Source organism: Mesoflavibacter zeaxanthinifaciens subsp. sabulilitoris (assembly GCF_014191595.1).
GTDB classification, from domain to species: domain Bacteria; phylum Bacteroidota; class Bacteroidia; order Flavobacteriales; family Flavobacteriaceae; genus Mesoflavibacter; species Mesoflavibacter zeaxanthinifaciens.
In genome coordinates this window covers 176,020-191,086 of record NZ_JACHWV010000005.1, presented here as the reverse complement: position 1 = coordinate 191,086, position 15,067 = coordinate 176,020, and the positions used below count along the sequence as shown (strand labels likewise).

At 30.3% G+C, this 15,067-nt stretch carries 15 protein-coding genes; 5 read left to right on the top strand and 10 right to left on the bottom strand.

Features of this window, described 5'->3' with window-relative positions:
• A complete protein-coding gene (locus tag FHS04_RS09070; RefSeq protein ID WP_106677273.1) occupies positions 1-360 on the top strand; it encodes a YraN family protein in 360 nt (119 codons plus the stop codon).
• Here the strand turns inward: FHS04_RS09070 and FHS04_RS09065 are convergent.
• The 3 genes from FHS04_RS09065 to mfd are packed head-to-tail and all read right to left on the bottom strand — an operon-like array spanning position 357 to position 5,440.
• Positions 357-707 (bottom strand): DUF2200 domain-containing protein, encoded by a 351-nt coding sequence (locus tag FHS04_RS09065; RefSeq protein WP_106677275.1) that lies wholly within the window; start codon positions 705-707, stop codon positions 357-359. The genes FHS04_RS09070 and FHS04_RS09065 overlap by 4 nt on opposite strands.
• Positions 708-736: 29 nt before the next feature.
• Entirely contained in the window at positions 737-2,071 is a 1,335-nt protein-coding gene (locus tag FHS04_RS09060) for a TlpA family protein disulfide reductase (RefSeq protein ID WP_106677277.1), read from the bottom strand.
• A gap of 30 nt (positions 2,072-2,101) precedes the next feature.
• On the bottom strand, positions 2,102-5,440 hold the full coding sequence (mfd, locus tag FHS04_RS09055; RefSeq protein WP_106677279.1) for a transcription-repair coupling factor: 3,339 nt from the start codon (positions 5,438-5,440) through the stop codon (positions 2,102-2,104).
• A gap of 241 nt (positions 5,441-5,681) precedes the next feature.
• On the opposite strand from mfd, the gene FHS04_RS09050 reads away from it, so the two are divergent.
• Positions 5,682-6,113, top strand: a complete 432-nt coding sequence (locus FHS04_RS09050) for a tellurite resistance TerB family protein (RefSeq protein WP_106677281.1) — start codon at positions 5,682-5,684, stop codon at positions 6,111-6,113.
• Between the two features lie 49 nt (positions 6,114-6,162).
• On the opposite strand, the gene FHS04_RS09045 is transcribed toward FHS04_RS09050, so the two are convergent.
• The 5 genes from FHS04_RS09045 to fbp are packed head-to-tail and all read right to left on the bottom strand — an operon-like array spanning position 6,163 to position 10,433.
• A complete protein-coding gene (locus FHS04_RS09045; protein ID WP_106677283.1) occupies positions 6,163-7,689 on the bottom strand; it encodes an ATP-binding protein in 1,527 nt (508 codons plus the stop codon).
• An 18-nt stretch (positions 7,690-7,707) separates the two neighbouring features.
• Entirely contained in the window at positions 7,708-8,199 is a 492-nt protein-coding gene (locus FHS04_RS09040; protein WP_027879570.1) for a Rab family GTPase, read from the bottom strand.
• The gene (locus tag FHS04_RS09035) at positions 8,186-9,004 is read right to left on the bottom strand and encodes a cell envelope biogenesis protein OmpA (RefSeq protein ID WP_106677285.1); all 819 of its coding nucleotides are present in this window, start codon (positions 9,002-9,004) and stop codon (positions 8,186-8,188) included. The genes FHS04_RS09040 and FHS04_RS09035 overlap by 14 nt, the downstream gene beginning before the upstream one ends.
• Before the next feature lie 14 nt (positions 9,005-9,018).
• Entirely contained in the window at positions 9,019-9,375 is a 357-nt protein-coding gene (locus tag FHS04_RS09030) for a hypothetical protein (RefSeq protein ID WP_027879568.1), read from the bottom strand.
• A 53-nt stretch (positions 9,376-9,428) separates the two neighbouring features.
• Entirely contained in the window at positions 9,429-10,433 is a 1,005-nt protein-coding gene (gene fbp / locus FHS04_RS09025; RefSeq protein WP_027879567.1) for a class 1 fructose-bisphosphatase, read from the bottom strand.
• A gap of 117 nt (positions 10,434-10,550) precedes the next feature.
• On the opposite strand from fbp, the gene FHS04_RS09020 reads away from it, so the two are divergent.
• From FHS04_RS09020 to FHS04_RS09010, 3 genes are read left to right on the top strand one after another with little or no spacing between them, the layout of a single operon-like run.
• On the top strand, positions 10,551-11,030 hold the full coding sequence (locus tag FHS04_RS09020; protein WP_106677287.1) for a GNAT family N-acetyltransferase: 480 nt from the start codon (positions 10,551-10,553) through the stop codon (positions 11,028-11,030).
• Positions 11,031-12,281: an aspartate kinase gene (locus FHS04_RS09015; RefSeq protein WP_106677290.1), complete on the top strand. Its 1,251-nt coding sequence runs from the start codon at positions 11,031-11,033 to the stop codon at positions 12,279-12,281.
• Between the two features lie 41 nt (positions 12,282-12,322).
• Positions 12,323-14,146 (top strand): GNAT family N-acyltransferase, encoded by a 1,824-nt coding sequence (locus FHS04_RS09010; RefSeq protein ID WP_106677292.1) that lies wholly within the window; start codon positions 12,323-12,325, stop codon positions 14,144-14,146.
• On the opposite strand, the gene FHS04_RS09005 is transcribed toward FHS04_RS09010, so the two are convergent.
• Both FHS04_RS09005 and FHS04_RS09000 read right to left on the bottom strand, forming a co-directional pair.
• Entirely contained in the window at positions 14,147-14,473 is a 327-nt protein-coding gene (locus FHS04_RS09005) for an ArsR/SmtB family transcription factor (RefSeq protein WP_106677294.1), read from the bottom strand.
• Positions 14,474-14,562: 89 nt separating this feature from the next.
• Positions 14,563-15,060, bottom strand: a complete 498-nt coding sequence (locus tag FHS04_RS09000; protein WP_106677296.1) for a hypothetical protein — start codon at positions 15,058-15,060, stop codon at positions 14,563-14,565.
• Between the last annotated feature and the right edge of the window lie 7 nt (positions 15,061-15,067).

Genomic DNA, 15,067 nt, shown 5'->3' with positions numbered 1-15,067 from the left:
ATGGCTAATCACAACCAGCTTGGTAAAAAAGGAGAACAACTTGCAGTCGATTTTTTAATTGAAAATGGCTACGATATTGTTGAACGTAATTACCGTTTTAATAAAGCTGAAGTCGATATTATTGCTCAAAAAGAAGATGTTTTAGCTATAATTGAAGTTAAAACACGATCTACAACAGATTTTGGGAATCCGCAAGATTTTGTAAAACCAAAACAAATAAAAAACTTAGTTAAAGCAGTAGATGAGTATGTGACTGTAAATAACCTAGAAGTAGATGTGCGTTTTGATATTATAGCAATTGTAAAAGAAGAACAGCAATTTAATATTGAGCATTTAGAAGATGCTTTTTTCTTTTTTTAAGATCTTAAAATGCTTTCCATTTTTTTGCCTCTAGCAAGCTCGTCTATTAACTTGTCTAAATATCTAATTTTTTGCATTAAAGGATCTTCAATGTCTTCTACACGGTAACCACAAATTAGACCTTTAATTTTATCAACGTTAGGATTAAGTTTTGGTGCTTTTTCAAAAAAGGTCTCAAAGTCTATTTTAGTTTCTAAAATTGTGTCTATATCTGCATTAGTATAATCTGTAAGCCATATAATAATGGTATGAACATCTTCTTTTGTTTTTCCTTTTTTTTCGGCTTTTGTGATGTAATGTGGATATACACTTGCAAAAGACATAGCAAAGACTCGGTTTTTTTTCATAATTATTAGATAGTAGATTTTAAAGATAACTATTCTTCTAATGTTTTAGAAAAATAATCTTTAAAAGCTTCAAAATCATAAGGTTTTTTAATAATTACTTTGTCTTTGTCAAGTATAAAATAGCTTGGTGTAGCTTTAACATTATAGTTGTTACCTATTTGGTTATCCCATTTTCCTTCTCCAAAAACATGATAAAATTCTGGAAAATCGTAAGTCATGTCTTTCCAGCGGTAACGGTCTTCATCTAATGCAATAGCTATAACTTTTAATTGTTTTTGATCTATTGTTTTTACGTAGTTATGTAGTTGCGGAATTTCTTCTAAACAATGAGAACATGTTGTACTCCAGAATATAATTAGGTAGTTTTCAGCTTCGTCTAAATCATGCATTTTTTTTACGGTAGCTTTACCGTTTTCATCATAAATTACAATATCAAAATTGTAACCTTTATGACCTATTGATGCATTTTTAAAATTAGTAAGATCTTTTATTAATTCTGTATCGTTATCTGCTTTTGCTATATCTAATAAGTATTTTGTTGCTATATGATTGGCTACTGGTTCTATATTTTCATAAGCAAATTGAGAATATAATACTTCTAATATTACTTTTTTTACCTTAGGGTTATTGCCAATAGCTTTTACAGCAGTATCAATATTTTTTATGTATGAAGCATTGGCTTGGTCTTGGTCTATAAAATTAAAAATATAGTTTAAAGTAGCTTCTATAAGAAAGTTTGAGTTTTGTAAAATAGGATTGCTAAAGTTGATATGGTCAAAATATTCTGCTTTTGCTAGTTCTGAAAATGTTTGCGCATCTACATATTTAGTAGGGATATATGGCTTACTTGCAGTAATAAAGTTTAATGCCATTTTGCCTTCTGCTGCTTTCTCAAATTCTGACTGTGTATTTTGTAAAATTTGTATGATTTTATTAAAATCTTCTTCGTTGTTTTCTCCTTTTAGGTAAAAGTTGTTAAGACTATTTGCGACTAATTGAATGCTTTTATTGTAAGAGTTCCAAAGCTTATTTTCTTCAGATTTAATAAAGGTTAGACCATTGTCAAAGTCGTAAGTCAATTCTATATCTTCATTATTATATAAAAAGTCAAAATTATATCGATCTTGTGGTTGATTGTAGACGATGCGGTATGTACCTGCAGGTTGATTTTTGTCTAAAGTAAAACTAAATGAACCGTCTTCTTTTATTTCGGCATTATTTACAAATTTGCTGGTTTGTGTTGTTACTTGATATAGAAAGGCAAATTTAAAATCGTCTGTATTTGGGAATTTCCCTTTTATGGTATGTTGTGCTAATGCAAAAAATGGAATTATAGCAAATACAAAAAATAACTTTTTATTCATGGGTTTTATTTTTTTATCAAGTTTCAAAAATTATTCCAAAATTGGTTTTAATACCTGAAGTGCTTTTTCTACTGTTTTTATATTATCAAAGGTAAGTAATAAACGTAAACCGTTACGTGTTTGTTTTTCTTTCATTTTACAAGTTTGTGGATGCGTTTGCACGTATTGTAACACTTTTGTAAAGTAATTACTTTGGTAAAATCCGCTTTTTTGATCATTAATAAAGTAACCAATAAGTTTACCTTTTTTCATGATTACTTTTTCTACACCTATTTTTGTAGCTATCCATTTAATTCTAACGCTGTTAAGCAAGTCTACTACTTGAGTTGGTAACTCGCCAAAACGATCTATTAATTGATTTTCGAAAGTAGTTAACTCGTCTTCCGTTTTTAGGTTGTTTAAAGTGGTATACAGGTTTAACCTTTCGGTTATGCTATTTACGTAATCGTCTGGGAAAAGTAGTTCAAAATCGGTATCGATTGTAATATCTTTAACGTATTGCTTTTTCTCTTCAGGCTCGTTGTAAAGGTCTTTAAATTCGTTTTCTTTAAGCTCTTCAATAGCTTCATTTAAGATTTTTTGGTAGGTATCAAAACCAATTTCGTTTATAAAACCACTTTGTTCGCCACCAAGTAAATCTCCTGCACCACGAATTTCTAAATCTTTCATTGCTATATTAAATCCGCTACCAAGCTCAGAAAACTGTTCTAATGCTTGAATACGTTTTCTGGCATCTGTTGTCATAGCGTGATAATCTGGAGTAATAAAATAGCAAAAAGCTTTTTTATTGCTTCGTCCGACACGACCGCGCATTTGGTGTAAATCACTTAACCCAAAATTGTTCGCATTATTAATAAAAATAGTATTGGCATTAGAAACGTCTAAACCACTTTCTATAATGGTTGTACTTACTAAAACATCAAAAGTTCCATTCATAAAGTTTAGCATAAGTTCTTCCAGCTTTTTACCTTCTAATTGTCCGTGACCAACACCAATTTTTGCATCAGGCACTAAACGTTGAATCATACCTGCAACTTCTTTAATGTTTTCAATACGATTATGGATAAAAAATACTTGTCCGCCACGTTCTATCTCGTAACTAACAGCATCTCTAATAGTTTCTTCACTAAAACGAATAACATGACTTTCTATTGGGTAACGGTTTGGTGGCGGCGTTGTAATTACCGATAAATCTCTTGCAGCCATTAAACTAAACTGAAGTGTACGCGGTATTGGTGTAGCAGTTAGCGTAAGTACGTCTACGTTTTCTTTTATGCTTTTAAGTTTTTCTTTAACAGCAACACCAAATTTTTGTTCTTCATCAACAATTAAAAGTCCTAAATCTTTAAACTTAACGCTTTTATTAACCAATTGATGTGTGCCAATAATAATATCTACATGACCTTTTTCTAGTTTTTCTAGAGTGATGCGTTTTTCTTTTGCAGTTTTAAAACGGTTTACATAATCTACCGTTACCGGAAATTCTTTTAAACGCTCGCTAAAGGTTTTATGATGCTGAAAGGCTAGGATAGTAGTTGGGACTAAAACCGCAACTTGTTTACCATTATCTACAGCTTTAAAGGCAGCACGAATAGCGACTTCGGTTTTACCAAAACCAACATCGCCACAAACCAATCTATCCATTGGTCTTTCGCTTTCCATATCGGCTTTAATATCTGCAGTAGCAGTAACTTGATCTGGCGTATCTTCATATAAAAATGAAGCTTCTAACTCATGCTGTAAATAACTATCAGGTTTATATTGAAATCCTTTTTTTAACTTACGTTTTGCATATAGTTTTATTAAGTTGAAAGCAACGTGCTTAACTCTAGATTTGGTTTTTTCTTTAAGGGTTTTCCAAGCTTTACTACCTAATTTGTAGATTTTTGGTGGCGCACCATCTTTACCATTAAATTTAGTTATTTTATGCAAAGAGTGAATGCTTAGGTATAAAACATCACGCTCGCCATACACTAATTTTATAGCTTCTTGTTTTTTACCATCTACATCAATTTTTTGTAGTCCGCCAAACTTACCAATACCATGATCTATATGCGTAACATAATCGCCAATATCTAGATTTGTAAGTTCTTTTAAGGTAATGGCTTGTTTTTTTGCATAGCCATTTTTAAGATGAAATTTATGGTAGCGTTCAAAAATTTGGTGATCTGTATAAACCACCATTTTTAAGTCGTGATCTATAAAACCTTGATATAAAGGTTGTACAATTGTTTGATAATGTACATTGCCATCAACGTCTTCAAAAATATCATGAAAACGCTTTGCTTGTTGCTCGCTTACGCAAGTAATATAATTGGTGTAACCTTTATCGTGATTAGCATTTAAATTATCTATTAATAAATTAAATTGTTTATTAAATGCAGGTTGAGGTACAGTGTCAAACTTTACAAATTGCTCTGCTTTAAAAACAGATGTTGTCCCAAATTCTACGATGTTAAAATCTAATAATTCTTTCTTTAAGGTTTCAGAATTTGAAAAAAGCTCATTTGGTTTGGCGTGTTTAAGCTCGGTAGATAAGTTGTTAAATGCAGTTTGAGCTTTATTGAAAAAATCGTCTATTCTGTTAAAAGTTAAATCGAAATTTTTCCCAAAAACAACTGTTTTTTGAGCGATGTATTGTAAAAAGCTTTGCCTTTTTTCTTCAATTAGTTTATTAGCAACATTAGGAATAATACTAATTTTTTTAATTTGCTCTGTAGATAATTGTGTTTCTACATCAAAGGTACGAATGCTGTCTACTTCGTCACCAAAAAATTCTATACGATATGGTTGGTCGTGACTAAATGAAAACACATCTACAATACCACCACGTACCGAAAATTCTCCAGGTTCGGTAACAAAATCTACACGTTTAAATTTGTATTCAAACAAGACTTCGTTTACAAAATCTATAGACAAATTATCGTTTACGGTAATTTTTAGTGTATTACGTTCCAGCTCTTTTCTAGTCACAACTTTTTCAAAAAGCGCATCTGGATACGTAACAATTATAGCAGGTTTTTTACGTGAGTTTATACGGTTTAAAACTTCTGCACGAAGTAAAACGTTGGCGTTATCTGTTTCTTCAATTTGGTAAGGTCTGCGATAGCTTCCTGGATAAAATAAAACATCGTTTTTATTTATTAAATGTTCTAAATCGTTTAAATAGAAAGCAGCTTCTTCTTTATCTTGAAATATTAGTAAAAATGGTAAATCGGATTGTTTAAAAATTTGTGAAATTATAAACGAAACCGAAGATCCTACTAATCCTTTAACGTGCGATTTACTTTTAGGTAGGGCAATAGCAGTTTGCAATTTTTGCGTTTGCAAAGATTGTAAATAGGCTTGCGAGATGTTAGATTTACTCACCTTAAATAGAATTTTTTGCAAATATAAGGCTTAGATTTTTTAAAAGCTTTCTGATTAATTAATTTAATCTGATATTAACAATGCTAATGAAAATAAACTCTAAAAAATGACTTAAAATATTGAAAATAAAATAATTATATTGGTTTTAATAATATTAAGTATACATGTTAAAAAAAGAAACTTTTTAATTTTAAAAGGAGCAAGGTTTAACTATATTTGCAGTGAATTAAAATTAAAAAGTATGTCATTTTCAGATTTATTTGATAGTGGGTTTAAGAAGCGAAATGAAGATCATTTTGCTGCAATTGTAAGAGTTGCTATGAGTGATGGTATTATCACAGAAGAAGAAAAGGCGTTTTTAGATAGATTAGCACGTAATTTAGATATTAGCGAAGAAGATTATAAGTTAATATTAAAGGATTATAAATCTCATCCTATAAACCCACCAACTTCTTATGATATGCGTTTAGAGCGTTTATACGATTTAGCTAGAATGGTTTGGGTAGATCAAATTGAAGGAGAAAACCAAATGGCTATGTTAGAGCGTCTTTGTGTTGGTTTAGGTTTTAAGTCTAGTAATTCTAAATACGTTGCAGATAAAGCTTTAGAGCTTGTTAAAAACGGAGTAGATCTAGAGGTTTTTATGGAAGAAATTAAAACTATGAATAGATAAAATAGTTTTTGAAATACATAAAAAAAGCAAGCATAACGCTTGCTTTTTTTTATTTTAGATGTTCTCTTATTTTGGTTAAAAGGGTATCTTCATCAAAAGGCTTTTTTACAACATCATTAATACCTGCTTTTTTATATTTTTTTAAATCATCCTTAAATACTCTAGCTGTTAAGGCTATAATAGGCGTTTTTTTATGCTCTCTCTCTGGTAATTTTCTTACTAGTTTTGCTACTTCATCACCATTTATATCTGGTAATTTAATATCTAAAAGGATTAAATCTACAGGAGAATCATAGTTTGTTACTTTTGGTATGACATCTTCTCCTTTTGTGGCAATATCTAAAAAGTAATTACCCTTAGAAGCAAGTATTTTAAGAACTGATAACTGAGTGATTTCTGAATCGTCTACCAACAGAATATTGTATTTTTTATCAGATTCTATAAAAGAAGTTTCTTCATTATTAGATTTTTCTAATTTGTAACTTGGGTATATTCTAAAGTTTAAATTAGTAGAAAATGTAGAGCCTTTTCCTACTGTAGAATCTACTGTTATTTTGTTTCCGGTTAACTCTACATAATGTTTTGCAATAGCAAGTCCTAAGCCTGATCCAGTATATTTATATGAATGGTTAAGCTGTTTAAAACTTTCAAAAATTGAGTTTTGATCTTCTTCTGGTATTCCTATTCCAGTATCAGAAATTTCAAAATGAATATTAGCTTTTCTTGCTCTTGTTTGATTTAATGAAGCTTTAAAAGTAATTGTTCCTACTTCTGTAAATTTAATAGCATTACTTAATAAGTTGCTTAAAACTTGTCTTAGCTTCATCTTATCACCACCAACTATTTGTGGTAAATTGCTATTAAAATCAGTAATAAATTCTAAACCTTTTTTTTCAGAATTAATTTTGTGTATTTGAGCTATTTCGTCTAATAATTCATGTAGATTAAATGGTTCTAAGATAATTTCTGCTTTTCCAGATTCTATTTTAGATATGTCTAGTATGTCTTCTATTAACTGCTTTAAGTAGTTAGTAGAAGAGTCCATGACTTTTATATAGTTAGTTTGCTCATCCGTTAATCCTGTCTTTTTTAAAATCTCAGAAAAAGTTAAAATACCTGTTATTGGATCTCTTAATTCATGATTAAAATTTGCTATGAATGCATTTTTAAAAGCTTCTTTTTCTTTTAAATACTCGTTTTTTAGTTCTAGTATTTGAGAGTTTATTACCGACTCATTCCTTACCTGTGCTGTAGTTTGGTAGTTATTGTAGTGTACCGTTAAATCTAGGATAACAATTAATGGTGGTTTTTTACCATCAAAAGTTTTTACAATAATATCTGTTATTATAGTATTGCCTTCTTCATTATTAAGGTGAATACAAGAAAATACTAAATCTTTGTTTTTTTCGGTTAATGTAGCTGTTAGACTTTCAAAAAAAGGATGAATATCTGATATATGTTTACCTTCTATTTTTTTAAAGATAACATCATCAGATTCTTTAATGTTGCCTTCTGTATCTACAATTAAATATTGATTTACAGATTGTGCGTAATTTTTTTTATACTCTTCTAACATTTTAAGAATGTTTTATGTTTAAACTAAAGATTTAGCTAGTTGATTAAAAACCTCTTCTACATTTTTGCCAGTTTTTGCACTTGTATATAAGTCTACATACTGTTTAAAAATCTCTTTATTTTCTTTAATAAACTCGTTTGTAACTAAGTCCTTTTTGTTGCCAATAACTTTAACAGGTAAGTTAGGATAACGTTCTTTTATATAATTTAAGTCAAATTCTAAGTTTTTATAGGTGTTTGGTCTTGTTAAGTCAAACACGTAAATAAAACCATGTGTTCCAATAAGATATGATGGTCTTGTGTTGGTAATATCATCATTACCTTCTAAGTCCCAAATAACTAGAGTAACGTCTTTGTTGGTTTCTGGAATTTGAATATCTTTTTTTAAGATATGTACACCAATAGTGACTTTATAATCTTCTGTAAAAGTGTTTTCTACAAAGCGTCTAATTAAGGACGATTTTCCTACACCAAAGTGCCCTATTAAAACAACTTTTTTAGATAATTTCATGTTCAAATTGTGCTTTTAATTTTGTTGCTAAAATACTACTATTTTCTAAGTCTGTTTTATTTATAACATTTTGAGCAAAATCTAATAACTTATCCTCTAGTTTGTTTCTAAATGTGGCTGTAAATGCTCCAGATATTACTACAGCAATGTAGTAATTAGAAAAGTTTTGAAGGTGAATATAATAGTTTTCATATTCTATATATTCTAAATTTTGAGTTTCAGCTTGAAAAGCATCTTCTGCAAAACTTTTAATTGCAGTAAGCATACCAGCAACTGTATCTTGGTCTATGTTTTGGGTTTTTGAATATTCTGAAGTTACAATACCAGAACCTTGCTCTATAACCATAATCTGCTCTATGGTTGGTTTAAAGTGGTCTTGGAGGATTATATCACCTTCTGATACGCCGCTTCTTTTTGCTCTAAACCTTCGTTTTAAAGACTCAAAAGAAAAGGTGTTATTCATTTTATTGTTAATAGCTTCGGATAAAAGTTGTATTTCTTTTTGCACATACTTTTTTATCATTTTACCCATAATAGGGTATAAAGCTTCTACAACAGCATCTTGAGAGTTTTTAATCTCTGCTTTTAAAGTTTCTGTAATTGTAGGTCCTAATGTTTCAGGTATTTCTTCAACAAACTCTTGTAATTTATCGTCAATTATTGGATTAATTTTTTTTGATAAATTGGGTTGTTGGTTTATTACTGCTTCAAGATCTTTTAGTTTTTGTTCAAGCGATAATGCATACTCGTGCTCATCTTTTAATAAGATGTCTTTTAAGATTTGTAATTTATCGTCTTGAGTCATTTATAGAGTCAATTTTATTGACTAATCTTCTCACCAAGCTTTGTGAAAAGTTCACCCAGAAGTTTACGGTCTACTTTTTTCTCTTCTAAAGCGTCTGTTTTTTCTTCAAGAGAAGCTTCAAGCTCTGTAATACGTATGTTTACGTCTGTACTTAAATTATCAATATTTTGAAGTAGCTCTGTTTTAACCTCGTCTATTAATTGCTCTAATTCTTCTTTTTTGTTAAGTATATCTTTTTTTAGAGTTTCAAACTCACTATCGTAAGCTTGCATGTTTTCTCCAAAAATAAGCTGTTTTATAGCGTCAATTTTTGAGCTAGCATCTACAGCGTTTGGCGCCATATTTTCTTGATTTTTATCTTGTTTTGCCATGTTGATAGTTTAAGGAGATAAAAATAGCAAAAAAATAGTTATTTAACTACCAGTTAAGCGTTTTGCATAAACTCTTCAGCTTTTAATACCATATTTTTACTTCCGCAGAAAAAAGGTACGCGTTGGTGCAGCTCTGTTGGGGTAATGTCAAGTATTCTAGTATAACCATCACTAGCTTTACCATTAGCTTGTTCTGCTAAAAATGCCATAGGATTACACTCGTATAATAAACGTAGTTTTCCGTTAGAATTTTTTGAGCTTTTTGGATACATATAAATTCCGCCTTTAATCATATTTCTATGAAAATCTGAAACTAAAGATCCAATATATCTTGAGGTGTAAGGTCTATCGCCTTCTTCCATTTGGCAATACTTAATGTAGTTTTTTACACCTTGCGGAAAGTGAATGTAATTACCTTCGTTTACAGAGTATATATTTCCATCTTCAGGAAATTGCATATCAGGATGCGATAAGTAAAACGTACCAATTGCTGGGTTTAGCGTAAAGCCATTTACACCGTGACCAGTTGTATATACTAACATTGTAGATGTACCATAAACCACGTATCCAGCAGCAACTTGTTTGTTACCCTGCTGTAAAAAATCTTCTATAGTTACAGGTGTACCAACAGGTGTAACACGCCTAAACACTGAAAAAATGGTTCCAACAGAAACGTTAACATCTATATTTGAAGAGCCATCTAAAGGATCTATTAAGACTACATATTTGTTTTGGTTGTTAGAATCTTGACTGTTTATGCTAATAAAGTCGTCTTCCTCTTCACTAGCAATTCCACAAACAATGTTTCGGTTAGTTAATGTATGTATAAACTTATCATTTGCGTATACATCTAGTTTTTGTTGATCTTCTCCTTGTATATTCGTGTCGCCAGCAGCGCCAATAATATCGACTAGTCCAGCTTTGTTTACTTCATGATTTACAACCTTTGCAGCAAGTCTAATAGAGTTTATTAGTCTAGATAACTCTCCAGAAGAATACTTAAAAGAGGATTGGTTTTCGATAATAAATTCACCTAAGGTTTGATTTTTTTTAGACATGAAGCTTATATTTGGATACAAATATCATAGAATTTTCAATAAACTACAACGTTTTCGTTTAAATTAATTTTATGGTCTATAATCTGTTTAGACTATATTTGAATAAAACTTTTTAAGATGAAATTTAATATTCGTTTTGCAAAGCAATCTGACATGCCAAAAGTATTAGAGCTAATAAAAGAATTAGCTGTTTTTGAGAAAGAGCCAGATGCTGTAATTGTAACAGAAAAAGATTTAATAGAACACGGTTTTGGTAAAAACCCTTTATTTACTTGTTTTGTAGCCGAGAGCGAACAAGAAATCGTAGCAATAGCCTTAATTTATTTTAGATTTTCTACATGGAAAGGAAAAACTGTTCATCTAGAAGATTTAATAGTAAAACAAGAGTTTAGGGGACAAGGCTTAGGTACATTACTGCTTGATGAGGTTATTAAATACGGTTACAGTCAAGGTGTACAACGTATTTGTTGGGAAGTTTTAGATTGGAATACAAGTGCTATTAATTTTTATGAAAAACAAGGAGCTAAAATATTAAAAGATTGGTATTTAGCTCAATTAGAAGGAGACGCCATAAAAAACTATATAGAAAAATTATAAATGAGAGTATTTAAGTTTGGTGGAGCATCTGTTAAAGATGCTTTAGGTGTAAAAAATTTAGTATCTGTATTAGAAGAGGTTGGACATGAAAACACACTGATTGTTATCTCTGCAATGGGAAAGACAACCAATGCAATGGAAGTTGTAATTGGCAATTATTTTAACAATCAAGCAGAACTACAAGCTGATTTACAAGACGTTATAAAATACCATAATCAAATTATCATTGATTTATTTGAAAACGAAAGACATGCTGTTTTCAATACTGTAAAAACACTCTTTGAAGAGTTAAAAGCATTTTTAAAAACCAATAAATCTCCAGATTACAATTTTGTTTATGATCAAGTTATAGGTTATGGAGAGTTAGTGTCTACAACCATAATAAGCGCCTATTTAAATGAAGTTGGCTATAAAAATAATTGGATAGATGTAAGACAATTAATAAAAACAGACGATTATTACAGACGTGCAAATGTAAACTGGGATCAAACTCAGACTAACATTTTAACTTATATAAATACTAAGCAATTAAATATTACACAAGGGTTTTTAGGAAGCGACAAGAACAATTTTACGACTACTTTAGGTCGAGAAGGAAGTGATTATACTGCAGCAATTATAGCCTATTGTTTAAATGCAGAAAGTGTAACCATTTGGAAAGATGTGCCAGGCGTATTAAATGCAGATCCAAGATATTTTGAAAATGCACAATTATTAAATGTAATTTCTTATACAGAAGCAATAGAGTTAGCTTTCTATGGCGCATCAGTAATACATCCTAAAACATTACAACCACTACAACGTAAAGAAATACCGTTACATGTAAAGTCTTTTATACAACCACAAAATAATGGTACAGTAGTTAAAAAGTTTAAAGGTATTGATCCCGTAGTACCATGTTTCATTTTAAAACAAAATCAAGTTTTAATATCATTATCTACCTTAGATTTTTCATACGTGGTAGAAGAAAATATCAGCGAAATTTTTAACTTGTTGTCCAAATACAAAATGAAAGTAGATGTTATTCAAAACTCAGCTATAAGTTTTTCGGTTTGTTTTGAAAACAATTATAATAACTTAGAGCCGTTATTACTTCATCTAAAAGCTAAATTTAAAGTAACTTGTCACGATAATGTATCACTATTTACAATTAGACATTATAATGAGCAAGCAATACAGAAATTAGAGAAAGGAAAAACGATTTTATTAAAACAAATGTATCAAAATACGGTACAAATAGTAACTAAATAAATGTTTGCTTACTTTTGTGGGCATTAACTTTAAAAAAATAAATGGGATTAGTCACTGCTAAAGAAGTTTCGTCTGCTATAAAACTTGATAAATATGGGTTTTTAGGTGCTTTTGTTGGATGGCTTTTAATGAAAGTTTTAAAAATTTCTACATTAAATAAAATATACGATAGAAATAAGCACCTAAAAGATTTAAATTTTTTAGATAGTATTTTGGATGAATTTCAAATTAAATTTGAAATTCCTGAAGAAGATCTAAAACGTTTACCAAAAGATGGAGCTTACATTACTGTGTCTAACCACCCATTAGGAGGTATTGATGGTATTTTGTTGTTAAAATTGATGTTAGAACAACGCAAAGATTTTAAAATTATAGCCAATTTTTTACTGCATCGTATAGAGCCATTAAAACCTTACATCATGCCTGTTAATCCTTTTGAAGACAGGAAAGATGTAAAGTCAAGCATATCTGGTTTTAAGCATGCCATAATGCATTTAAAAGAAGGTCATCCTTTAGGGATTTTTCCAGCAGGAGAAGTATCAACCTATAAGGATGAAAAATTAATGGTTGATAAACCATGGGAAGAAGCCGCAATGAAGTTGGTGCAAAAAGCTAATGTGCCAGTTGTTCCAATTTATTTTCACGCCAAAAACAGCAATCTTTTTTATAAACTATCTAAGATTAGTGACACGTTTAGAACAGCAAAATTACCTTCAGAATTATTGACACAGAAAAGACGTGTTATTAAAGTAAGAATAGGTAGACCAGTTTCTGTAGCAGACCAAAACGAACATGAAAGTCTAGCAGATTTTTCAGAATTTTTAAGACGAAAAACCTATATGCTTTCTAACTCTTTTGAGCCTAAAGAGAAGATAATAGAGACAATTTCATCTACATTAAAGTCTCCTAAAAGTATAAGACCGCCAAAAAAAATCGTAACTCCTGTAAGTCAAGAAACTATGATTGCAGAAGTTAATGCATTGCGAGATGCCGATTTAAGATTGCTAACTAGTAAAAATTATGAGGTCTTTTTAGCATCTGCAGATAAGATGCCCAACTTGTTACGTGAGATAGGTCGTTTACGTGAAATTACTTTTAGAGAAGTAGGAGAAGGAACAAACGAAGCTATAGATTTAGATAGTTTTGATACTTATTATCACCATATGTTTTTATGGGATAATGAAGCTAATGTTATAGCAGGTGCTTATCGTATGGGATTAGGATCTAAAATTTTTGCCACTTACGGTATTGATGGTTTTTACCTTCAGGATCTGTTTAGATTTGAGCCAGAATTGTATAAAATGATGAGCCAATCTATAGAAATGGGTCGTGCATTTATCATTAAAGAGTATCAACAAAAACCAATGCCTTTATTTTTACTTTGGAAAGGTATTGTACACACAACATTACGCTATCCTGAACATAAATATTTAATTGGAGGCGTAAGTATTAGTAACCAATTTTCAAACTTCTCAAAATCTTTGATGATCGAGTTTATGAAATCGCATTACTATGATCCTTATATAGCGCAATACGTTAGACCTAAAAAAGAATTTAAGGTCAAACTAAAAGATGCAGATAAAGATTTTGTGTTTGATGCTACTGAAGCCGACTTAAATAAGTTTGATAAAATTATTGACGAGATTGAACCAGGCGCATTACGCTTACCAGTACTACTTAAAAAATACATCAAACAAAATGCACGATTAGTAGCTTTTAATGTAGATCCTTTGTTTAATAACTCAGTAGACGGTTTAATGTATATAGAGATTGCCGACTTACCAGAAAGCACAGTTAGACCGGTAATGGAAGAGTTTCAAGAAGAACTTGAGCGTAAGTTGTCAGAGCAAAGTGAAAATGAGTAGTTATTTGGAACAGTTTACCTGCGTTTTTACAAAAAAGTCATTAACAACACGTCTACACTCATTTAACTGACCTTTATTAATAGTGTAGTATAAGTTTTTACCTTTTACTTTTTGATTTAATAAACCTGTTTTACGTATTTCTGCAAGATGTTGAGAGATTGTTGGTTGTGCTAAACCAATAGCTTTTACTAAATCGTTGCAATTACAGTCTTTATTTTCGCTAATGTGTTGTATGATAGCAACACGTGCTGGATGACCAATAACTTTTGTATAGTTAGCAATAGTGTTTATTTGATTTGTAAAAATATGTTTTTTAGTAAAACCCATAGTTTAATTATTTATAAACGTGATATTGCAATATTACAATTTTATTAAATAAAATAAAAGTCTAAACATTAGTCTAGACTTCATGATTTTTACTTTTTACCAAACAACCTTTGAAAGAAGCTTTTAGTTTTTTTAGTAGTTTCTTCAATAACTTCTTTAGCATCTTCTGCTAGCTCATCTAATTTTTCTTCTGCCTCATCTGCAAATTTAGATACCTTTTCTTTAGTTTCGTCTACAAACTCTTTTGCATCTTCATTAATAAACTCGGTTGTTTTTGCTTTAGCTTTCTCATAAGCTGCTTTAGCATCGTCTTTAAGTTCGTCTAGTTTTTCTTCAGCTTCATCTGCTATTTTAGATGCTTTTTCTTTAGCCTCATCATAAAGTTCTTTAGCATCTTCTTCTACAAATTCTTTTGCTTTTGCTTTGGCTTTTTCAAAAGTGTCTTTTGCGTCTGCTTTTATATCTTCAAACTTATTTTCAGCTTTTTCTGTAAACTGGTCTATTTTTTCTTTAGCTTGTTCTGTGTTTTTGGTAGTATTATTTAGCTCTTCAGCTTTATCTTCTAGGTTTTTGTTGTCTTCGCTCATTGGTTTT